The 23,270-nt window shown below is 28.2% G+C and carries 21 protein-coding genes; 13 read left to right on the top strand and 8 right to left on the bottom strand.

What is annotated here, in order from left to right; all coding sequences use genetic code 11:
* Positions 1-3: 3 nt before the first annotated feature.
* Together DS884_RS10640 and DS884_RS10635 are read left to right on the top strand one after the other, a co-directional pair.
* Entirely contained in the window at positions 4-1,008 is a 1,005-nt protein-coding gene (locus DS884_RS10640; protein WP_113786714.1) for an alkaline phosphatase D family protein, read from the top strand.
* Between the two features lie 61 nt (positions 1,009-1,069).
* On the top strand, positions 1,070-1,489 hold the full coding sequence (locus DS884_RS10635; protein WP_093868762.1) for a nucleoside-diphosphate kinase: 420 nt from the start codon (positions 1,070-1,072) through the stop codon (positions 1,487-1,489).
* A gap of 61 nt (positions 1,490-1,550) precedes the next feature.
* Here the strand turns inward: DS884_RS10635 and DS884_RS10630 are convergent, their stop codons facing one another.
* The 3 genes from DS884_RS10630 to recF are packed head-to-tail and all read right to left on the bottom strand — an operon-like array spanning position 1,551 to position 3,451.
* Positions 1,551-2,057 carry a hypothetical protein gene (locus DS884_RS10630; protein ID WP_113786713.1) on the bottom strand — a complete coding sequence of 169 codons (507 nt, stop codon included), beginning with the start codon at positions 2,055-2,057 and terminating at the stop codon, positions 1,551-1,553.
* Positions 2,058-2,354 carry a DUF721 domain-containing protein gene (locus tag DS884_RS10625; RefSeq protein WP_093868764.1) on the bottom strand — a complete coding sequence of 99 codons (297 nt, stop codon included), beginning with the start codon at positions 2,352-2,354 and terminating at the stop codon, positions 2,058-2,060.
* 17 nt (positions 2,355-2,371) lie between these two features.
* Positions 2,372-3,451 (bottom strand): DNA replication/repair protein RecF, encoded by a 1,080-nt coding sequence (gene recF, locus DS884_RS10620; protein ID WP_093868765.1) that lies wholly within the window; start codon positions 3,449-3,451, stop codon positions 2,372-2,374.
* Positions 3,452-3,564: 113 nt separating this feature from the next.
* On the opposite strand from recF, the gene DS884_RS10615 reads away from it, so the two are divergent.
* The 8 genes from DS884_RS10615 (at position 3,565) to DS884_RS10580 (ending at position 11,248) form a co-directional block, all read left to right on the top strand.
* Entirely contained in the window at positions 3,565-4,347 is a 783-nt protein-coding gene (locus DS884_RS10615; RefSeq protein WP_093868766.1) for a tetratricopeptide repeat protein, read from the top strand.
* A gap of 63 nt (positions 4,348-4,410) precedes the next feature.
* A complete protein-coding gene (gene ribH / locus DS884_RS10610) occupies positions 4,411-4,917 on the top strand; it encodes a 6,7-dimethyl-8-ribityllumazine synthase (protein ID WP_093868767.1) in 507 nt (168 codons plus the stop codon).
* A gap of 204 nt (positions 4,918-5,121) precedes the next feature.
* A complete protein-coding gene (locus tag DS884_RS10605; RefSeq protein ID WP_093868768.1) occupies positions 5,122-5,406 on the top strand; it encodes a riboflavin synthase subunit beta in 285 nt (94 codons plus the stop codon).
* Positions 5,406-7,274: a DNA mismatch repair endonuclease MutL gene (gene mutL, locus DS884_RS10600; RefSeq protein ID WP_113786712.1), complete on the top strand. Its 1,869-nt coding sequence runs from the start codon at positions 5,406-5,408 to the stop codon at positions 7,272-7,274. Before DS884_RS10605 ends, mutL begins: the two co-directional genes overlap by 1 nt.
* Before the next feature lie 84 nt (positions 7,275-7,358).
* On the top strand, positions 7,359-8,084 hold the full coding sequence (locus tag DS884_RS10595) for a rhomboid family intramembrane serine protease (protein ID WP_113786711.1): 726 nt from the start codon (positions 7,359-7,361) through the stop codon (positions 8,082-8,084).
* A 29-nt stretch (positions 8,085-8,113) separates the two neighbouring features.
* Complete coding sequence (locus DS884_RS10590) at positions 8,114-8,974, top strand: rhomboid family intramembrane serine protease (RefSeq protein ID WP_113786710.1); 861 nt, start codon at positions 8,114-8,116, stop codon at positions 8,972-8,974.
* A gap of 65 nt (positions 8,975-9,039) precedes the next feature.
* Positions 9,040-10,053, top strand: a complete 1,014-nt coding sequence (locus DS884_RS10585; RefSeq protein WP_113786709.1) for an endonuclease/exonuclease/phosphatase family protein — start codon at positions 9,040-9,042, stop codon at positions 10,051-10,053.
* Positions 10,054-10,108: 55 nt separating this feature from the next.
* The gene (locus tag DS884_RS10580; RefSeq protein ID WP_113786708.1) at positions 10,109-11,248 is read left to right on the top strand and encodes a geranylgeranyl reductase family protein; all 1,140 of its coding nucleotides are present in this window, start codon (positions 10,109-10,111) and stop codon (positions 11,246-11,248) included.
* Positions 11,249-11,423: 175 nt separating this feature from the next.
* Here DS884_RS10580 and DS884_RS10575 read toward each other — a convergent pair whose 3' ends face one another.
* From DS884_RS10575 to DS884_RS10565, 3 genes are all read right to left on the bottom strand, one after another.
* Positions 11,424-12,299, bottom strand: a complete 876-nt coding sequence (locus DS884_RS10575; RefSeq protein WP_113786707.1) for a hypothetical protein — start codon at positions 12,297-12,299, stop codon at positions 11,424-11,426.
* A gap of 460 nt (positions 12,300-12,759) precedes the next feature.
* The gene (locus DS884_RS10570) at positions 12,760-14,499 is read right to left on the bottom strand and encodes an amidohydrolase family protein (RefSeq protein ID WP_113786706.1); all 1,740 of its coding nucleotides are present in this window, start codon (positions 14,497-14,499) and stop codon (positions 12,760-12,762) included.
* 161 nt (positions 14,500-14,660) lie between these two features.
* Positions 14,661-16,511, bottom strand: coding sequence for a T9SS type A sorting domain-containing protein (locus tag DS884_RS10565; RefSeq protein ID WP_113786705.1), 1,851 nt, complete (start codon positions 16,509-16,511; stop codon positions 14,661-14,663).
* 307 nt (positions 16,512-16,818) lie between these two features.
* On the opposite strand from DS884_RS10565, the gene DS884_RS10560 reads away from it, so the two are divergent.
* On the top strand, positions 16,819-17,646 hold the full coding sequence (locus DS884_RS10560; RefSeq protein ID WP_113786704.1) for an FRG domain-containing protein: 828 nt from the start codon (positions 16,819-16,821) through the stop codon (positions 17,644-17,646).
* 80 nt (positions 17,647-17,726) lie between these two features.
* Positions 17,727-18,266, top strand: coding sequence for a TPM domain-containing protein (locus tag DS884_RS10555; protein WP_113786703.1), 540 nt, complete (start codon positions 17,727-17,729; stop codon positions 18,264-18,266).
* 16 nt (positions 18,267-18,282) lie between these two features.
* Here the strand turns inward: DS884_RS10555 and DS884_RS10550 are convergent, their stop codons facing one another.
* The gene (locus DS884_RS10550; protein WP_113786702.1) at positions 18,283-19,914 is read right to left on the bottom strand and encodes an ABC-F family ATP-binding cassette domain-containing protein; all 1,632 of its coding nucleotides are present in this window, start codon (positions 19,912-19,914) and stop codon (positions 18,283-18,285) included.
* Positions 19,915-20,219: 305 nt separating this feature from the next.
* Here DS884_RS10550 and DS884_RS10545 point away from each other — a divergent pair, with 305 nt between their 5' ends.
* Complete coding sequence (locus DS884_RS10545) at positions 20,220-20,471, top strand: hypothetical protein (RefSeq protein WP_093868779.1); 252 nt, start codon at positions 20,220-20,222, stop codon at positions 20,469-20,471.
* A 51-nt stretch (positions 20,472-20,522) separates the two neighbouring features.
* Here the strand turns inward: DS884_RS10545 and DS884_RS10540 are convergent, their stop codons facing one another.
* Positions 20,523-23,237 (bottom strand): carboxypeptidase regulatory-like domain-containing protein, encoded by a 2,715-nt coding sequence (locus DS884_RS10540; RefSeq protein WP_113786701.1) that lies wholly within the window; start codon positions 23,235-23,237, stop codon positions 20,523-20,525.
* Between the last annotated feature and the right edge of the window lie 33 nt (positions 23,238-23,270).

Genomic DNA, 23,270 nt, shown 5'->3' with positions numbered 1-23,270 from the left:
CACATGATTCGTTATAAATTTATTTTACCATTTCTAGTTTTATTATTTACTACTAACTCTTTCTGTCAAGAGAAATTCACCATTGTTTTTGGTTCTTGTAATAATCAAAATTTGCCAAATCCTTTTTGGCAAGACATCACTTCTTTACAACCTAATGTATGGATATGGGGCGGTGATAATATTTATGCCGATACTAATAGCATGCGTAAAATGAAAAGATTATACACTCAACAAAAAAATCGCTTCTTTTATAATAAATTAACTAAAACAACTCCTATTTTAGGAACTTGGGACGATCATGATTACGGAAAAAATGACGGAGGATTCGAATACAAAAAGAAGAAAGAAAGCCAACAATTATTTTTAGATTTTTTAGATGTTCCTGAAAACTCTCCTAGAAGACAACAAGAAGGAATTTATCATACTAAAACCTTTAAAACAAAAAACAATAGTGTTAAAATAATAGTATTAGATTCTCGATACTTTAGAACTAAACTAACAAAAGGCACTGGAAGTAAACGATTCCAACCTAACACTCATGAAGATGGTTCTATTTTAGGAACTCAGCAATGGAAATGGTTAGAAAATGAATTAAAAAACTCAAATGCTAACTTTAATATAATTGTAAGTAGTATTCAAGTATTATCAAAAGAACATGGTTTTGAAAAATGGGGAAACTTCCCAAATGAAGTAACTAAACTTTTTAAGCTTATTAAAACTTCAAAAGCAAAAAATGTTATTTTTCTTTCAGGAGACAGACATATTTCTGAATTTTCTAAAACTACAATAAAGGAAGTTCCGTATCCAATTATCGATTTTACTTCTAGTGGATTAACACATTCTTACACTTCTTTTAAATCGGAAGAAAATAAATTCAGAATCGGAAAAGTTGTAAGTTCATTATCTTTTGGTGTGTTATCTATTGATTTAACAAGTAATAAAGTTGTTTTTCAAATGCGAGGTAGAAACAATACTATCCTTCAAGAAATCAGTCAAACGTATCCTTAACTTGTTAATAACATTAAAAAGTGTATTTTTGCGCCGATTAAAAAACAAGAAGATTATTAAGATGGCAACAAATAGAACTTTTACAATGATTAAACCAGATGCAGTTGAAAACGGACATACTGGTGCAATTTTAGAAAAAATTAATGCTGCAGGATTTAGAATTGTAGCTCTTAAAAAAACACAAATGACAAAAAGTGATGCTGAAGCATTTTATGCTGTTCATAATGAGCGTCCATTTTTTGGTGAATTAGTTGAATTTATGACTCGTGGTCCTATTGTTTCTGCAATTTTAGAAAAAGAAAATGCAGTAGAAGACTTTAGAACATTAATTGGTGCTACAAACCCAGCTGAAGCTGCTGAAGGAACAATACGTAAAATGTTTGCTACTTCAATTGGTGAAAACGCTGTTCACGGTTCAGATTCTGATGAAAACGCAGCTATTGAAGGTGCTTTCCATTTTTCTGGTAGAGAAATGTTTTAATTAAAAGCATTAAAAAATATAAAAACTCGCTACATATTTGTAGCGAGTTTTTTATTTAGTGTTAAATTAATTCATTTTGTATAAATTTCTTTACCTTTTTATGTTGTGTTTTTTTACTTTTCTTTTGAAAATCATCTTCTAATATAAATTTAGGAATCCCATAAAAATAATGTTTCTCTATAAACGGGAGCGTCTCATTCAATTTAGTAATATAAATTTTTCCATTTTCAAATCCCCATACTCCTTGTGGTGGAAAATAGTGAACTCTATATTTTATTTTATTAATTTCAATAGTATCAAGAACAATAAACTCTTCTTCAACCATACCTTCTACCAAGAAAGTTAATATCATAACACCAAAAGAAATTATTATTGAAAAACACTTTAAAATTCTATTAACTAATGATGATTTCTTCCAATTTATTATGGTTAAAATTATTATGATTACTGATACTAAAATTGCAAAGAAAACATCACTATAAAAACCTGTTAAAGAAAAAATTGTATAATTAATAACACCTACATAAAAAATCAATATTAGTATTAAAAATGTTACTATTTTATTCATTTAAACCAACATCAACTTCTTTACTAAATCTTCTCCCATTTCTTCATTAATCATTCTTATTATTTTGTCTTTACCGTAACTCAATTCTTCTCTTAATACCGAAGATTTTAAACGTACAATTAACGTTCCATTCTGTAATTTCACGCCATCTGTATAAGAAGCTACACCAGTTCCCATTAACTTTGCCCATGCTTCTTCAATATGAATTTTTTGAAACCCTTTATTTAAATTATTTTCTTTAATAAAACTTCCCATTAAGTCTTTTACTGAAAAACTATCATTCTCTCTTTTTGCCATCTCTTAATTTTTTAATATTAAAGTTTAAATATTTGGTATTCTTTATTACTTTTTTTAATTACATTTTCAGTTCTATCAGCATGAGTATCAGTAATAAAAATCTGACCAAACTCATCATCATTAACTAAATCAACAATTTGACCAACTCTATTTTCATCCAACTTATCAAAAATATCATCTAATAATAAAATTGGTACCACATTGGCTTGTTGTTTTATAAATTCAAACTGTGCTAATTTTAATGCTATTAAATATGATTTTTGTTGCCCTTGAGATCCAAATTTTTTAATTGGATACTCTTCTATTACAAAACTTAAATCATCTTTATGAATTCCAACTGTTGTGTACTGTATCATTCTATCTTTTTCCAAACTTTGTGCTAATAAGTCTTCAAAAGAAGTATCATTCAACTGACTTTTATAAAATAAATCTACTTTTTCATTAGCTCCAGAAATTATTAAGTGCTTTGCATTAAAGATAGGTACAAATTCTTCTAAAAACAATTTTCTTTTTTTATGAATCACAGATCCATACTGTATTAACTGTTCATCATATACTTTCAAATTTAATGCGTCAAATGTTCTATTCGCAGCAAAATATTTTAATAGCGCATTACGCTGTACAAGTACTTTATTATAAGATATTAAGTTGTGTAAATATTCTTTGTCTTGTTGAGAGATAACACCATCAATAAACTTTCTTCTTGTATCACTTCCTTCAGTAATCAAATCTCTATCTGCTGGTGATATTATTACCAATGGTAATTGACCAATGTGTTCAGAAAATTTATCGTACGCCTTTCCATTCCTCTTTAAAACTTTTTTTTGACCTCTTTTTAATGAGCAAATAATTTTTTCAACTCTTTCATTTAATAAATAATCTCCTTCAATCATAAAAAAATCTTCACCATGTCTAATATTTTGCCCAGCTACAGAATTGAAATAACTTTTAGCAAAAGATAAATAGTATATAGCATCTAACACATTTGTTTTACCAATACCATTGTTACCTACAAAACAATTTATCTTCTTTTGAAAATTAAATGTTTGTACTTCAATATTTTTAAAATTAACCAATGAAATTTTCTGCAAATACATGTAAAAAAGGTGTTTCTAAAAAGGTAGCGCAAATTATTGAAAATTTACGAAAAATCGATTTTTAAAATCCAATTAAAAAAACTATTTTTGTCGGCACTAATTTTTAAGCAATTATGGCTACATATAAGAAAAGAGGTTATAAACCTAAAAAAGAAAAGATTGTAAAGGAAGTAGAAGAAACTTTTGACGAAACACAAAGTACTACTGCTGAAGTCTTTAATAATTTAGATGAAGCCGCTAATAAATCTGAGCAATGGATTGAAAACAACAGCAAACCTTTGTTTTATGGTTTAGTAGCAGTTGCTGCTTTAATTTTAATATACTTAGGATATAATAAATTTATTGCTGAACCTACTGAAAAAGAGGCTTCAAATGAATTAGCATACCCTAGAACATTTTTTGATAAGGCTGCTACTTCTAGTGGAAAAGTTGCAGATTCTTTATACAACTTAGCGTTAACTGGTGGTGATGGAAAATATGGTTTTCCTGATATTGCAGAAACATTTAGTGGTACTAAAGCTGGAAATGTAGCAAATTATTATGCTGGTATTTCATATTTAAAAATGAAAAAATACGAAGAGGCTATCGAGTATTTAAGTAATTTTTCTTCTGATGATGAATTATTAGGCCCTACTGCTTTAGGAGCTATTGGAGATGCTTTTGCAGATATCAACCAAGCTGAAGACGCTTTAGAATACTATGAAAAAGCTGCTACTAAAAAAGATAATGAATTCACAGCACCTTTATTTTTATTCAAAGCAGGTCAAACTGCTATGAGTTTAAAAAAGTATAGTGTGGCTGAAAAACATTTTTCTCTTATTAAAGAAAAGTATTCTAATACTGATCAAGGAAGAGATATTGAAAAATACATTAACAGTGCTAAATACGCACAATAATTAAAAAAAATCTGCCATTACCAATTAATATTACTTTTAATTAGTAATAGCAAAAAATAAAATATGGCAACAACAAATTTATCACATTACGATAAAGCTTCAATCCCAAACGCGAAATCATTTCGGTTTGGGATTGTTGTTTCTGAATGGAATCCAGAAATAACAGGCAGCATGCATCAAGGAGCAATTGAAACTTTTCTTGATTGTGGAGCAGAAAAAGAAAATATTATTTCTTGGGAAGTTCCAGGAAGTTTTGAATTAGTATATGGTTGTAAAAAAATGATTGAATCTCAAAAACTTGATGCAATCATAGCTATTGGAAATGTAATTCAAGGAGAAACTAAACATTTTGATTTTGTTTGTGAAGGTGTAACTCAAGGAATAGTAGATTTAAACATTAAATACGATGTTCCTGTAATATTCTGTGTTTTGACAGATAATACCAGACAGCAATCTATTGAAAGATCTGGAGGAAAACTAGGAAACAAAGGTATTGAATGTGCAGTTGCGGCTATTAAAATGGCAGCTATTAAAAATCAAGAAAGAAAATCTAGTTCATTAGGTTTTTAATTTTACAAGCGCAAAAAGTATTTACAAGCCAAAAGAAAAATAATTATTTTTCTTTTGGCTTTTTCATGACCGATAAATACCATTGCTTATCACATACTATTTTATCAACATTGTTTGAACACCAATCTTTAATTCAGTAACTTTGATTTTTTACTTTTTATGGTGTGATTTTTGCAGAAACTCATCTAAAAAACAACAATTTTTATGGGATTTATTAAAAGAGAAAATAAAAAATTCGATTATACGCCTCGTTATTACAAAGGAGATGGAAATCCGTATGAAGTTAAACATAAATTTGATGAATTTCGTACTACGGTAGGAAAGAGAAAAAGTTTAAAAGGAAAGTTAAATTCAGCTATTGATGAATTTAAAAATTCTAAGAACGGAGGACTTAACAGTACTATAATTATTATTATAGCTGTTCTTGTGTTGTTCTTTTTATTTATAATTGATTTTGACTTATCCATATTTTTATCAAAAGATAATTAATGTCTGATATAATACAACTATTACCCGATCATGTAGCAAATCAAATTGCTGCAGGCGAAGTGGTACAACGACCTGCTTCTGTTGTTAAAGAATTATTAGAAAATGCTATTGATGCTGGTGCTACTTCTATAAAGTTGCTTTTAAAAGACGCTGGTAAAACGCTTATTCAAGTAATTGATGACGGAAAAGGCATGAGTACTACTGATGCTCGTTTATCGTTTGAACGCCATGCCACCTCTAAAATAAAAGATGCTCAAGATTTATTTAACTTAAACACCAAGGGATTTCGAGGAGAAGCCTTAGCTTCTATTGCCGCAATTGCTCATGTAGAGTTAAAAACAAAACAAGAGGATGAAGAGTTAGGCACACAAATAAAAATTGAAGGAAGTAAAATTACTTCTCAAGACACTATTTCAACAGCAAAAGGTACTAGTTTAGCTGTTAAAAATTTATTTTATAACATTCCAGCTCGACGTAATTTTTTGAAATCTGACACTATTGAAACTCGACATATTGTTGACGAATTTCAACGTGTAGCTTTAGCACATCCTGATATTACTTTTTTATTACATCATAATAATAATGAAGTATATCATCTTAAAAAAAGTAACCTACGCAAACGTATTGTTGCTATTTTTAGTCCAAAGATGAATGAAAAACTGGTTCCTATCCAAGAACAAACAGACATCATTACTATTACTGGTTTTGTAGCTAAACCTGAATTTTCTAAGAAAAAAAGAGGAGAACAATTCTTTTTTGTTAATGATAGGTTTATTAAAAGTTCTTACTTGAATCACGCTGTAGTAAATGCTTTTGAAGGGCTTTTAGAAAATGGATCACATCCTTCTTATTTTTTATATTTAGATGTACCTCCAAACAGCATTGATATTAACATTCACCCAACTAAAACAGAAATAAAGTTTGATAATGAAAAAGCTTTATATGCAATTTTACGAGCTACTATAAAACATAGTTTAGGTCAATATAATGTTGCTCCTGTATTAGATTTTGAAAGAGATGCTAATTTAGACACACCTTATGATTACAGTAAAAAAGGAACTCCTTCTGTTCCTCCAATAACTGTAGACCCTAATTTTAATCCTTTTAAAACAGAGACTCAGTACGAATCAACTCCAACTATTAATTCTGGTTCTTCAAGTAATACTTCTTCAAGCTCTACCCAAAGTTATCAGGCTAACTTTAAAAAAGACCCAGGTAATTGGGAGGCCTTATACACTAGTAATATTCAACCTCTAGATCCTGTACCTCAAGAACAACTTTTTGAATCTTATCAAGAAACTGAAACAGGTAAAACATTTCAAATTCAAAAAAAATATTTGTTAAGTTCAATAAAATCTGGAGTTGTTTTAATACATCAATCTTTAGCACATCAACGAATATTGTATGAAGAGTTTTTAGAAAACATTACCGTTAAAGAAGCTAGTAGTCAACAACTATTATTCCCAGTTAGTATTTCTTTTTCTACTTCTGATATTGAAATGATATATACCATAAAATCAGATTTAGAAAGTGCTGGTTTTATGTTTGATGAATTCACCAAGGAGAGTGTTGTAATTGGAGGAATACCAACCTCTATTACAGAAAGTCAAATTACACTTATATTGGAACAATTACTTGACGATATTAAGTTAGAAGTTCCAGACGCAAGTTTTAGTCATTTTGATGTTATGGCTAAGTCATTTGCTAAATCATTGGCTATAAAAACAGGAACTTTATTATCAACAAAGGAGCAAGAAAACTTAGTAAACGATTTATTTTCTTGTAAAGAACCTTCAGTTTCTCCTTTTGGTAAACCAATTTTTAAAACATTAACCTTACATGAAATTGATGCTATTTTTAACAAATAAATAATTTTTAAAATTAAAAAGAATAGTTAATTTTATATGCGTTCTTTATTTAAATGATTCAGAACACTTTAAAACTTTTTTAAGATGCCTAAATTAACAGATGCTATTAAGCATTTAATTATTATAAATGTAATCATGTTTGCAACTCCATTGCTATTAAAAATGGATTTAACAAATATTTTTGCACTACATCTACCAACAAATGAACACTTTGGTTTTTGGCAATATATTTCTAGTATGTTTATGCATGGTGGATCAATGCATTTAATATTCAACATGTATGCTTTATGGGCTTTCGGAACTCCGCTAGAGCAAATGTGGGGAAAAAACAAGTTTTTATTCTTTTATTTTTCAGCAGGACTTGGAGCAGGCTTAATATATACTTTTGTTAATTATTATCAATTTAATGATATTTATGAGCAATTAATTAGTCTTGGTCTTTCTTCTTCTGATATTCAACAAATTTTAGAATTTGGTAAATACAATGATGACATAATAACATTGTCTAATAAAACAATGAGTGAATTTTATTCTTTATATCATACACCCGCAGTAGGTGCCTCTGGAGCTATTTATGGAGTTTTAGTTGCTTTTGCTATCTCTTTTCCTGATGCTAAGCTAGCAATGATCTTTTTTCCTGTACCAATAGCTGCTAAATACTTTATTCCATTAATTATTTTAAGTGATTTATTTTTTGGATTAACTAAATACTCTGTTGGAAACATTGCTCACTTTGCACATATAGGAGGTGCTATTATTGGTTTTATAATCGCTTGGTATTGGAAAAAAAATCAATTTAAAATTCTTTAAATTTACCTATTAATTTTCGTTTATTAAAGATGGATGTATTAGAAAACATAAAGCATAGATTTAAACACGCAGGCATAGTTGAAAAACTAATTTACGTAAACCTTATAATCTATTTTGTTACATTGATGTTCGATGTTTTTAGTAAATGGTTTAAAACTGGTGAAAATATTATTGTAAAATGGTTTTCTCTTAATTCGAGTTTTGATGTATTTGTTTCACAACCTTGGACTATTTTTACTTACGGCTTTTTACATGCTAACTTCATTCATATTTTATTTAATTTAATTGCCCTGTTTTATATAGGTCATTTATTTAAACAATACTTCACTTCAAAACAACTTCTTAATTTCTATCTACTAGGGACAGTTTCTGGAGGTATATTGTTTTTATTAGGATATAATTATATCCCTCTTTTTAAAAATCAATTAGTACCTCTTGTTGGAGCATCGGCAGGTATTTCAGCTATTTTTATAGGAATAGCTAGTTATATACCAAATTATCAATTAAAAATTAGATTTATTGGATTCATACATTTGTGGAAACTAGCCCTTATATGGGTATTATTAGACTTAATACAATTATCAGGAAATAATGCAGGTGGTCATTTTGCTCATTTAGGTGGATCTTTGTTTGGTTTTATGTATGTAAAATATGCTAGTAATAAACAATTTAATATCTTTAAGCCTTTTACCGATTTATTTAAAAGAAAAGAAAAACCTTTAAAAACTGTATATAAATCTGGTAAAAAACCAACGTACTCTACTGCAACAAAACGTAAATCTAAAACACAACAAGAAGTTGATCTGATTTTAGAAAAAATAAGTAAATCAGGATACGAAACACTTTCTAAAGAAGAAAAAGAGTTTTTGTTTAAACAAGGAAAGAACTAAATAACTCTTTATTAAGAATTCCCCAAAGAAATACTATAAGACCATAACTTTTAAAATTTATTTGTGTGAAAAAGCTTTCAATTATAAACCCTCTTTTACTTTTTATTAATTCGATATTAGCAACCGCTTTGCTATTATCTTATTTACTGCCTTACATTTCACCAAAAACAGTACCCGCATTAACCATTTTTAGCTTATTTGTACCTTTCCTTGTACTAACTAATTTAGGATTCCTTATTTACTGGTTAATTAAGCTTCATAAAAACACACTTTTATCAGCTTTTGTTTTACTTATAGGCTGGTTTGTAGCTCCGCCTCTTCTTAAATTTTCTAACAAGGAGATAGTTCTTACTAATGATTTAAAAGTAATGAGTTATAATGTAAGGATGTTTAATTATTACAAGTGGAATGATGATGTTACTACTGAACAAAAAATTTATGAGTTTATAAATAATGAATCTCCAGATGTTATTTCACTACAAGAGTTTTATCAATCAGATTTATTAGATATTAAACTTCCTTATAAATATATAAAAACAAAATCTGCTACTAATAAATTTGGTCTTGCTATTTATTCAAAACATCCAATTGTAAATTCGGGTTCTTTAAATTTTAAAAATAGCGCTAACAATACAATTTTTATTGATATTGTAAAAAATATGGATACCATACGTATATATAATGCACACCTCGAATCTTTAAAAATTAATCCTAATAAAGAAAATTTTGGAGAAAAGAGTTCTGAACGTTTATTCAAACGTTTATCTAACGGATTTAAAAAACAGGTAAGTCAAACCGAAAGTATTATTAAACACGAATATAGCTGGAAAGGTAAAAAAATTATGTGCGGTGATTTTAATAATACTTCTTACTCATGGGTATATCGAAAATTATCAAAAAACAAAAAAGATGCTTTTATTGAAGGAGGTTTGGGTACTGGAAAAACCTTTCGTTATATATACCCTATGCGAATTGACTTTATTTTAACAGACAAAAGTGCTGTTATAAATCAGTTTAAAACATACAATGACAATAAACTTTCTGACCACTACCCTATTATGAGTCGTTTAAATTGGTAATTTTAGTTCTTATTTTTAAAAATAATGTATTTTTGCCTGCACCAAATAAAAACATATGAAACATTACGATGTAGCTGTAATTGGTAGTGGCCCTTCAGGCGCTTCAACAGCTTTTCATTTAGCTAAAAAAGGAATTTCAACTGTTATTATAGAAAAAGAAACCTTACCACGTTATAAAACTTGTGGTGGTGGTTTTGTTTTTAGAGGACGTAAAAATTTACCTTTTGAGATTGACGAAGTAGTTGAAAAAGAATTTCATACTGTTGATATTTATTTAGGTGACAAACTACATTTTAAAACTCATAGAGAAGATCCAACTATTTCTATGATTATGCGTGACTCTTTTGATAATCTTATTACTCAAAAAGCAAAAGAATTTGGAGCTACTTTATTAGAAAACCACAAGTTAAAAGGATTATCTTTTGAAGGTAATCTAATCACTTTAGAAACATCACAAGGTAATATTACTGCTAATTTTGTAATTGCTGCTGATGGTGCTTTAAGCCCTACAGCTAAAATGGCTGGTTGGAAAGAAGATACTCGAAAATTAATTCCAGCTTTAGAGTATGAGGTTGAAGTTTCTGATGAAGATTTTGAACGTTTATCAAAAGAAGTTCGTTTTGATATTGATGCTATTCCTTATGGATACGCATGGAGTTTCCCTAAAAAAAATCATTTATCTATAGGAGTTGCTTCTGCTAGAAGAACTAAGATTAATTTAAAAAAGTTTTACCAAGAATATATGGAAACACTTGGTATTACAAATGTAATTAGTGAATCTCAACACGGGTTTCAAATTCCTGTATCTCCTCGTACTGATGGTTTTGTTAAAAACAATGTCTTTTTAATTGGAGATGCTGCAGGTTTTGCTGACCCTATAACCGCTGAAGGTATTTCTAATGCAATTTACAGTGGGAAATTAGCTGCTGAAGCTATTTTTGAAAGTAATAAAGATAATGAGCTTGCTGGTAAATTATATATAGAAAAAATAGAAGAAAACTTATTACCAGAAATTAAAACTGGTTTATGGCTTTCTAAATGGTTTTACGAACAAAAAACAGTTAGAAATATTTTACTAAAAAAATTCGGTCAACAATTTAGTGAAGCAATGGCTGATGTGTTTCATGGTGACAGAAGTTATCCTAAAGACATTAAAAAAACAATTAAACAACGAATTAAGGATTTAGTATTCTAAGTACCAAAAAATAATACCTTTAAAAAAACGCTCTAAATGAATATTTAGAGCGTTTTTTTATTAAATACTAAAACTCATATAAACATAAGTTTACTCTAATTAATATTACTTACATAAAACAAAAAACACCATCAAAATGTTGATGGTGTTTTATTATATGAAACCTATTAAATTCTTAAGGGTTCTTCAATTTTTCAATTGCTGCCTTTTTCTCTTGAATTTCAGCTTTTATTTTATCTAATCTTTGGTTTATTTTAGAAACTATAGATGCTTTTCTATTTATTTCTTTTTGAGTAGCATTATCATCAGCTTTAACTTTAGCTAATTTAGCCTGTGCTCTTTTTAAACCTTCTTGACCACTTATTAAAATCTCTTCATTAACTATAATATCATCTTCTAACTCGTTGATTTTATCACGGTTCGCCTCAATTCTCTGATTTCTAATTGCTTCTTTTTGCTTGATTATTTTTTCTTTCTCTACTTTTATCTCACTATCAAGTTTATTTAACTTTTCAGCTTCTTTTAAAAGTTCTTCTTGTTCTTTACGGTACTTCTCTTCTCTTTCTTTTCTTTCTCTTTCTAACTTTTCTCTTGCTATTTTTAACCTTTCTTGACGTTCAGCTAATTCTTTTTCGTTATTCAGAAATGCAGTTTTCTCAACTTTAGTTTTAACTTTAGCTACTTTTGTTACTCCTTTTTTAGCCGTTTTTTTCCCTAAATCTTCTTTATAATTAACTAAAGTTCTTTTTTGCTTCTTTATTTTTTTATCTAAAGTGTTTAATCTACTTTGAACATTAGCAAAAATTTTACGTTTTCTTTCAATTTCTTTTCGTGTAGATTTTTTAGTTTTTTCTGTATTTGAAAATCTTTTCTTGATTCTTTCTAAACCATCAATTCCACTTACTAACATTTCTTCGTTAACGCGAATCTCTTCTTCTAAATTTCCAATTTTTTTTCTAATTTCTTTTGATGTTTCTTGAGCAGTTGCTTGTTGTACATTTACGAAACTCAAAAAAGCAATTAAAGGGATAATGAACTTTAATATTCTCATTTTATTAAATTTAATTTAAATAACATTTACTTGAAATGCGACACATATTAGCAATTTTAGTCACATTTTTTCATTTAACTTTTGTGGGCACAAATGAAATAATATTATTTTACAATTCCTAATTATTTTAACACCAAAAAAAACAATCAACAATCTGTTATACATCTATTTAGTTAATGAAGCTATAAATGAAACACAAACTAAAAACCTTCAAAATTTAACACTTTTTTAGTCTTTTTATTTCGTTTTAACTCCTAGTATTTCTTATTGATTATCTTACTATTTTTTTTAATTACTGTATTTTAGTCTATTGTAATATATTTAGAGTTGATATTTTTACTTTAATGATAAAAAACACATTTGATTAATCATTAAAAAAGGGTTCTAGCAATTCAAATAACAAAAAAAACAAGCCATAAATAAGGCTTGCTTTTATCTTTTATAAATAACTACTCTAAAGTTATTGAATAAAGTAAACTTTTTTAATTTTATTATTTTCTATGTGATATATAGCAACTGCTTCTAATATCCTATTTCCAAACTGAACACGCTCCTTATCTATTACAATATTTCCTTGACTAATTCTACTAACTAATTCACAATGTAAGTTCGGTGTGTTTTTAAACATTTGAGCATATCCTTTTCTCATTGTTTCTTTACCTTTATATTGTAATTTATTTGGATAATTATATACCTCAACATCATCTGCATATGGTTCTAAAAAGGCATCAATATCTCTTAAGTTATAAGCATTTAATTGCCTTTGTGCTAAATCAGCAGGAGTGGTTTGAAGTATTTTAGAAGGTGTAAAAACCTCTCCTTTGTTTATCACTTTATTAATCTTGGTTATATTCTCTATATTTTCAATTGGATTCGCATCTAACAAAATAAGGTTTGCTTTTTTTCCAACACTAACGGTTCCGAATTCTTTTTCTTTATTAAGAACTTTAGCACCATTTATAGTAGACGCAGTTATTAATTGCCAATTATTCATTCCACTTTTATGCATCGCTTTTAATTCTGCTAAATAGGAAGAAGCATGTAACGTTCCAATATTTCCTGCATCAGTTCCTGTAGCTATTAAAACTCCTGCATCAGACAACTTTTTAAGATTAGTCATCATTATTGACCTACTTTTTTTAGAGCGAGCAATACTTGCTTTGGAATTAACACTTTTCTTATAACGTTTTATAAGTAGAGTATCTGGTAAGTGTTTTAAATCAAGTAACGACCCTAATTGATCAGGATCTGCTTTTTCTAACTCATGATGACTCATTTTTATCTTTTGTCCTAATGTATTCATATAACCATCATAAACTACTAATGTTGGACAAAGAACTGTTTTCTTTTTTAACAATAACTGAACAAAATCATCTTTTAATTCTTCATCATCCACACTATGCACTAAAAAATCACATCCGTTTTCTACCGCCAACTGAGCCGTAATTCTTTGAGAAGCGTGAACTGCAACTTTCAAATTATTTTCATGAGCTTTATCTATAATTACTTTTACTATTGGTAAATTTTTTCGTGCACTCTCTTCTTTTGAAAGTCCATCAGTACCAACTATATACCAAATTTTAATAAAATCAGGCTTGTATGCTAATTGTTCTTCTACCATTTTTACTCCATCTTCTTTAGTTTTCACTAAATTAAAAGGAGCATCGTTTTTTAAGTTTTTATAGGCTTTAGGTAAATATGTTGTTAACAAAGGTCCTGTCATATAAACAGAAGGACTCTTCTTATTTTCTTTATACTTATCTCTTGCTTTTAATAAATTATAAGTTGCTCCAACATCTATTACATTTGTAATCCCATTCTGTAAATATCGTTGCATTTTATTCTCCATTTTAGTGTGAGAATTTTTTATTTCTTTATGATAAGGCATGTCTTTTCGCAAGTCTATTACATCTGGTCGTGTATAGAGTCCTCCACTTTGAAAAAAGTGGATATGAGCATCAGTTAATCCAGGAAATAAAAATTTTCCTGTTCCGTCTATTATTTTCCCTTTAGAAGGTATTTTTATTTTTTTACTAGGTTTAATCGAGGTTATTATATCATCTGTAATTTCTACAGTTTGATTAGATACTAATCTTTGTTTTTCTACATCAGCTACTGTAACATTTGTAATATAGGTTTGTGCACACAGTGGCACAGATGAAATTACTAGAGCTAACACTCTTAAAAACTTATTTTTCATATTATATTTTGTTTGATTAGGGTTACATACTTTTATAAATACTGCTTTTTTTGTAATGTGTTACAGTTAACGAATATAAATATTAAAGTTCAAGAAAATTCATTTCTTCTATAAACACAAAAAACTCCAATTGGAGTTTTTTATGTTATTTTGAATCGAACTTATTCTTTTAATACTTTTTTTAAAGCCACTTTACTATTGGTGTTTTCTATTTTTAATAAATAGACTCCACTAGGTAAATTTGTAAAATCAATAATCACTTCTTTACTTTTTATGAGCTCTTCTCCTAAGATGTTAAATACACTAATACTTTTAATTTTATCTACCTTAGAAAGATTAATGGACAACTTGTTATTTACGGGATTAGGAGCTATTGAAATTCTTTGAGTAAAAACATCATCAATACTAGCTGTAGCAGTACAAGTTTCACTATAACTAGCCGTAGTATCTTTACACCAACCTCTGTAATTTGTTCCTGTATAACATGTAGGATAAGTAGCCTGTTTATTATCTACTTCAATACATGTTAAGTTTGAATTATTATTAGCAAACATTGTTCTTATCCTACCATTATTACCATTCTTAACATTTAAATTCACTAATTTGTTATCTCCACAATTTAAATTTTGAATTAATTTATTATTAGAAACATCTAAACTGGTTAGTTGATTTTCCATACAATATAAACTAACTAAACTTGTAGCACCTTTTACCTCTAGAGCTGTTAATTGATTTTCATAACAAGATAATGCTTTTAATTTTTTATTACTAGAAACATTAAGAGTTTTCAGCCTGTTTTTATAACAGTATAAATTTATTAATTCTTTATTATTAGAAACATCTATACTTCTTAATTGGTTATTATAGCAAAATAGTTCAGTCAAAGCAGTATTATTTGCAACATTTAAGCTGCTTAAATAATTATCAGAACATACTAACTTTGTTAGTAACTTATTTTTTGAAACATCTAAATTTGTTATTAAATTTCGAAAGCATTGTAAATTGGTTAATTTTATATTCTTAGAAATATCTATACTTCTTAATTGATTTCCCCAACAAGTTAACCCCGTTAAATTAATAAAAGCTTCAATCCCTTTTAATGATCTAATACTTCTAAAAGAACAATCAATTGTTTCTGTAAACCTCTCTGCTTCGGTTATTTGAATTTCGGAATCGCCATTTATATTAATACTAGTATTACTTAATAAGTATTTTTTAAAATTAGCATCAGAAATACTTACATTTTGAGATGCAGTATTACAATCTTCACTATAACTAGCTGTACTATCTATACACCAGCCAGCATTCCCATTTTTATTACAACTAGGTTTTGTTGTATTTTTATCATCTACCTGAATACAGGTTAAATTTGGATTAATATCAGCCCACATAATCATGTTGCTATTGTTCCCATTTTTTAAATTTAAACTAGTTAACTTATTATCTGAACATCTTAAAAAATACACTGCAATATTTTTTGAAACGTCAATATCAGTAAGCTCATTTCTCCAAAAACTTAATCCTTCTAATAAGGTGTTTTTTGAAACATCTAGGTTTGCAAGTTGATTTGTATTACAATCTAGCCAAGTAAGTTTTGTGTTTTTTGAAATATCTAAACTTCCTAATTTATTTATAGGGCATTTTAACCTATTTAATTCAGTAGCTCCAGAAACATTTAAACTCGTAAGTTTATTGTTATCACAATACAAGTTTTTTAAAGCTACATTTTTTGAAACATCTAAACTTGTTAATTGATTATTTGAACAGTTTAATTCTGTTAATGAAGTAAATGCTTCAATACCGGTTAGGTTAGAAATATTTTTATTCATACACCAAATAAGTCCATTATGGGCTTTCGCTTCACTCACTTGTATCTCATTATCTCCATTAGTGTTTATAGTTCTATTTCCTACCAAATATGCTTTAAAATTAGCATCAGGAATAGAAACGTTTTGAGCAGTTAAAAAAGAAGCATAGCAAAATACTAGTACTAAAAAGTAATACTGTTTCATAGTTTTTTTTAAAAAATTTTGAGCAAAATTAATAAAATATTCATTGTTTACAAATTACCTAAATTAGCTTTTGAAGTTATTAAGTAACTTTCTTCTTTTATATAAGATGAAGACATTCTTTGCAACTATTACAAAGTTAAAATTTCTTACACTTTTCAATATTTTTACAATAGGCCTTCTTACTAAACTTAAAAGTGATAATTTATTACTTGATGAAACTGTACTCTTAAGTTTCTCATTCGATTTGTAATTGCTTAAATTAGATGCTTAAACTTCGATGTAAATTATTTATAAATACCTAAACTAAATGGCAATAGGAAATATAGCAGATTTTGTAAAGGAATTACAGAATATTCCAAAAATGAAGAACTATGAGCTCTTTTTCAGAGGGCACTCTGATTTGAATTATGGTTTAGAACCAAGCATTTATAGAAATAAAAGATTAATATCTAATGAAAATAAACTGTTCAAAGAATTTATTATAAGAACCCCTTCAGATTTTTTAAATGAGAAAAGTGCTTTAGAAAAACTAGTAAAAATGCAACACTATGGTTTACCCACACGACTGTTAGATATTACAACTAACCCGCTTGTTGCTTTATACTTTGCAAGCAGCAGTAAAGGAAAAAGAGATGGAAAAGTAGTTGCTTTTAAAGTACCTAAGAAAGATATCAAATATTACGACAGTGATACCGTAAGTGTTATTGCTAACATTGCTAAAAGACCTAGCTCTTTTTCAGTTGAGAAAATAAGGAATTTAAGTACTAAAGAGTTTAACGATGAAATAGGATACTTGATTCACGAAATTAAAGAAGAGAAATCTTACTTTCAATCAATAATCAATCCTGAAGACATTGAACGAGTTGTTGCTGTGAAAGTAAAACAGAGTAATAATAGGATAATTAAACAAAGTGGTGCTTTTTTAATATTTGGTATTGACGGACATAAAACCAAACCAGCTAAAATACCCAATGAATGGATATTAAATCTTGATTCAACAGGTGTAGATTTCAACATTAACAACGATAGTAAAGAAAATATAATCAACGAATTAAATGTATTAGGAATTAATGAGTCTACCTTGTTCCCTGAACTTGAAAATCAAGCAAAATACCTTAAGAAGTACTATGGGTAAACAATTAATAAACGAAACTAACTATTACAATTTTCAAGTTCTAATATCTTTTTATATAAATTAGCACAAAATGCTATACCATGAAAGCAGTTATTAAAATATGCGCCCTTTTATTAATTTTCAACTTACAGTCTTGTAAAAATCTAGTTCAAAATACTAAAAATCAACAATTAACGACTGTGTTTGATTTCTCAACCATTGAGAAATTTAGGAATTCTAAATCTAAAGGATTATTTATTAACGATTACGATAACCTATTTACTACTGTTCAAATAAACGAACTTTCAGATATTATTTATAACTATAATTTAAAAACAACACGACAAATAGTACTTGTAACCATTGACAATATTACCCCATATACTGATATTCAAAAATACGCTACCGATTTATCAAACTATTGGGGTGTTGGAACTTCTGAAAAAAATAATGGCCTTACAATCTTACTATGTAAATCTTGTAAAAAAATCACCATTGTAACTGGTACCGGTACTCAATTGATTTTAACTGATGAAATTTGTAAAAAAGTAATCGATGAAAAAATAATCCCTGAATTTAAACAAGGAAATTATTATACTGGTGTAAAAAATGGACTACTTGAATTAATTGATAAGTGGTAGATAAATAATTATACTACTACAAATCTATTTCTTTTAACGCCTTGATATTATTACGTTCCAAGAAAGCATCAATAGTTTCAAAGTGCTCAATAACACGTTGGTCTTTAAATTCAAATACTTTTTGTGATAATCCTTGTAAGAAATCACGGTCGTGAGATACTAGTATTAATGTTCCATCAAAATGCAACAATGCTTCTTTAATTACATCTTTTGAACGTAAATCTAAATGATTTGTAGGTTCATCTAAAATCAATACGTTTACAGGCTCTAACAATAACTTAACCATCGCCAAACGTGTTTTTTCTCCTCCAGAAAGTACTTTTACTTTTTTATCAATATCCTCGCCACCAAACATAAAACGACCAAGAATATTTTTTATTTGTGTACGAACATCTCCTTCTGCAACCTCATCTACCGTTTGAAAAACAGTTAACTCAGGATCTAATAACGAAGCTTGATTTTGCGCAAAATATCCTACTTTAGCGTTATGTCCTAATCCACATTCTCCTTCAAAATCAATTTCTCCCATAATAGCTTTTATCATGGTTGACTTCCCTTCTCCATTTCTTCCAACAAAAGATACTTTCTCTCCACGTGCAATTGAAAAACTTGCTTCTTTAAATACTATTAAATCACCGTATTTTTTAGTTAAGTTCTCAACCTTTACTGGATAATCTCCAGAACGAGGAGATGGTGGAAAGCGTAATTTTAAAGAAGTTGTATCTACCTCATCTATTTCAATAGGAACAATTTTTTCTAACATTCGCTCACGTGATGCTACTTGATTCGTTTTTGAATAGGTTCCTTTAAAACGTTCTATGAACCCTTTAATATCAGCAATTGTTTTTTGTTGCTCTTGATACGCTTTTAACTGATGTGATCTACGTTCTTTCCGTAACTCTAAATAATGGGAATAATTAGCTTTATAGTCATGAACTGTCCCCATAGTAACCTCAATAGTTCTATTAGTAATATTATCAATAAATGCTTTATCATGTGATATTACTACAACTGCTTTCGCTTTATTCAATAAAAAGTTTTCCAACCAAATTACAGACTCAATATCCACATGGTTAGTAGGCTCATCTAATAAAATTAAATCAGGTTTTTGCAATAGTATTTTAGCTAATTCAATACGCATTCTCCAACCTCCACTAAATTCAGAAGTTAATCTTTCAAAATCATTTTGCTTAAAACCTAATCCTTTTAACGCTTTTTCAACCTCAGCCTCGTAGTTAACTTCTTCTAACGCATAATAACTTTCTCCTAAATCAGAAACACGCTCAATAATTTTCATGTACTCTTCCGATTCATAATCAGTACGTGTTTCTAACTGTTTATTTAGCGATTCCATTTCATTTTTCATTGCAAAAATTGCTTCAAAAGCTTTGGATGCTTCCTCACGTACTGTACATTTATCTTCCATTAATAAATGCTGGGGTAAATAGGCAATTACTGTATCTTTAGGACTTCTTACGGCTCCTTTAGTAGCTTTAGAAACTCCTGCTATAATTTTCATCATAGTAGATTTTCCTGCCCCATTTTTACCCATTAAGGCAATTTTGTCATTTTCATTAATAACAAAAGACACATCACTAAACAAAGCCTTTCCACTAAATTCAACTGTTAATTGATCTACAGTAATCATAAATTATTCATTTTGAATCGCGAAAATACTAATTTTGTTGGTGTCTATTTTGATTATTTAAATAGGTTTTTTATTAACTTAATTACTAGCTAATAAAATTTTGAGTTCCGTTTATACTGCTATTTAAATATATAAGCAAAACTAATTCGATCACTTACTTAATAAATGTTATTTATATCTATTTATTTTTATATTAGTTGTACCTTGTAACACATATAACTCTCTTATAAAGAAATATTTTTATCTGTTTTTAGTTATACATACTCAAAATCAGTGTTTTTAATACTTGCAAATTATTTCTTTAAATGATCAATTTATTTTTCCAAAACGCCGCAGCTGGTCTTCTTTATTCAGATGAATTATCTCTTGAAATTAATTCCATTTCTAGTCTTTCAAGTTTACGATTAGTATTGGAAATTTCTGTTATACGTTCTGAACCTCTATCTGCTAAAAACTCTCTTGTTTATTTTGTTATAAAAAACGACAAACTAAGCGGAAAAGTAAAACACCAGATTGTTACTCATTTTGAAAGCCATGATAGGTTCCGGTTTTATTAACTAAGTTTTCCTTCTTTAATATTATAATGCATTAAAAAAACTATTTTATACTTATAAGGTATAAACAAACCTAAAAGTAACAAAACGAGGCTGAATAAATGTTTCAGAACTAAATACTGAAAAATTATTAGCACTACCTCTTATTTGAGAATCTATATTTAATAAATTGGTTGCTTTAATTTCATATTCCCATTTTGCATCTCTGTTTTTTCTATACGAAAGAGTTGCATTCCAGTTTTGAAAAGACTGTGATTCTCCATTTCCAAGATCTTGATTAGTATATGAATAATTAGTACGAAAAGAAACTGTTTTCCATATATAGGCATCAAACTCAATTGAAGGTGTATTGGTTACAAAAGTTGTTTTACGACTTCCTTGATTGTTTGTAGATACACTATAACGATATCTTAAATTTATATTAGGTGCCTTTAAATAATTTGTACGAATACCAGGCGTATAGCTTTGAGTGTACCTTTCATTTAATGATTGTACTCCCTGAATAAATTGATTAATTTTACTATAATTAAAACTTGTACTTAAACTTGCTCTTATTTTACCAAATGTTCTTTGTACACGGCCAAACACATTCACATTTTCATCTGCAAAATTAGAATTAAAAAAAGTACTGGTTCTAATTACATTTTCAAAGTTTGTTACACTTCTTACTTGATCAATATTACTTGAATATGCTGCCCTTGCAAATACATTAGTATAATTAAACAAATTAAAACTACTGTAAAAAAGACTAATATTATGTGATAATGCATTTTGAAGTTCTGGGGCACCAAATTGAATACTATTGTAATTATTCAACATCAAGCCTTCAGCTAAACGTGTTACATCAGTAAATTGATTTCGCATTTCATAGCGTAATGTTAAAGCCTCGCTTTTTTTAAATTGTATTCTGGTTTCAAAGTCTGGTAAAATTCTAAAAAAATTATCTTCATATACTTTTCCAAATTGAATATTCTTATTTCCGTAAGCATGAACCGAAAAACCAGGTGTAACAGTAAACTTTCCTTTTTTAAAGCGATAGTGAACTCCTAAATATATATCACTAAAATTATATTCAATATCATTGCTTGCCTTCCCATTATTGATTGTAGGAGTAGGATTAAACCTTGATCCATTATCAAGAAACTGAAAAATAGTTGAATTAAATTCTTGCTTACTTAAAATAGTTCCTAATGTTAGATTTAAATTACTTTTAGTATTAATAATATTATAGTAATCTAATTTAGCATCTAATTGATTGGATTTAATGCGCCTGTTTTGAGCAAAGTTGTATGTATTTAAAGATGTATCTAAACCTAAAGCATTTGCTGTTGTATCAAATGGATCATTGGCATTAGGATCATTTACTAACACAGCATTATAAAATGGATCTTCATTTTTGATTAAATGCTGAGCCTCTAAAGCAAAAATATTTGTTTCATTTAAAGTGTAATAGTAGTTTATATTTTGATTGATACTATATGGTGTAACTTCATCTATTTGATTCGTATTACCAACTACTGTAGAAAATATGTTTTGATTTTGTCTATCATTTGATATTCTTCCAATCACATCGTAATCTACTTGATTATTTACATTAGGTTTGTAAGAAGCACTTAGTTTTAACAATCCTTGATTTGAACGTTCATTACTAGTTTGTTCAGTAGCTTCATCTGGAATTCCCAAATCTTTATTTGTATATTGAACAAAACTTGTTTCTTTAGAAAGTATTTGACTACTATTGTAAATAAGGAAACCACTTAAATCTAATGATTTTTTAGGAGAATAACTAAAGTTTGCTATTGCTAGTTGATTTTCAATCTCTAAAGCATTCCCTTGGCTAGTTAAAAAATTAAGGCTGTTATCTCCTAAATTTATACTTGTTCCACTTCTTCTACTTGGAGCTCTAAAACCTCCTCCGAAACCTCTAACATCTCTACGGTTTAAAGCTACTTCTCCAATATTATTAACATCTCCTATAAAATTTACACTGTACTTAGGTGTGTAATAAAACAACTTCGGTTGCACTAAATAAAGTTCTTCCTGTGGTGCTGTTCCTGCTCCTACCGTTACATTACCAAACCAAAAACTCTCTTTTCCTTTTTTTAACTTGATATTTAAAGCAACATTATCTTGATTATTTCTTACACTACTTAGTTGACCTACTTCTGAATAATTACGTAGAACTTGAATTTTATCTACTGCTTTTGAAGGAATATTTTTCGTTGCTAATTTGGTGTCTCCATCAAAAAAATCTTTTCCATTTACCATTAACTTATTAACTACCTTACCTTCTACCTCTATTTGTCCTTCTTCATTTATCTCTACTCCTGGTAGCTTTTCTAAAACGTCCTCTAACTTTCTTTCTGTTCCATTTTTAAAAGAATCTGCATTATAAATTAAAGTGTCTCCTTTTATAGTCACTGGCATTTCATAAGTAACTTCTACTTCATCTAAAGTATTATCTAACTGCAGTGTAAAGTTTTTAATAATTTTATTTTCTTTAGTAACCAAAACTTCTTCTAACGTTTTCATTCCCACATAGCTTATTTGAACTTTATATGTTTGATTCTTTTTAAGTTCTAACTTGTATGTACCATCAGAATTGGTAATTCCATATGATTCTAATAAATCTGTTGCTTTATTTATAGCTATAACATTTGCTAATTCTAAAGGAGTATTCAAACTATCTTTTACAATTCCTTGAAAACTTATTTGTGCGTAGGAATTGATTATTATAAATAAAAACAAAAAACTAACTGTTTTTTTCATGATGTGAAATGACTTATGGTTTATAAAAAGTTT

Origin of the sequence: Tenacibaculum sp. E3R01 (assembly GCF_003318185.1) — a bacterium.
GTDB lineage: Bacteria > Bacteroidota > Bacteroidia > Flavobacteriales > Flavobacteriaceae > Polaribacter > Polaribacter halocynthiae.
This window is presented reverse-complemented; position numbering and strand designations above follow the sequence as displayed.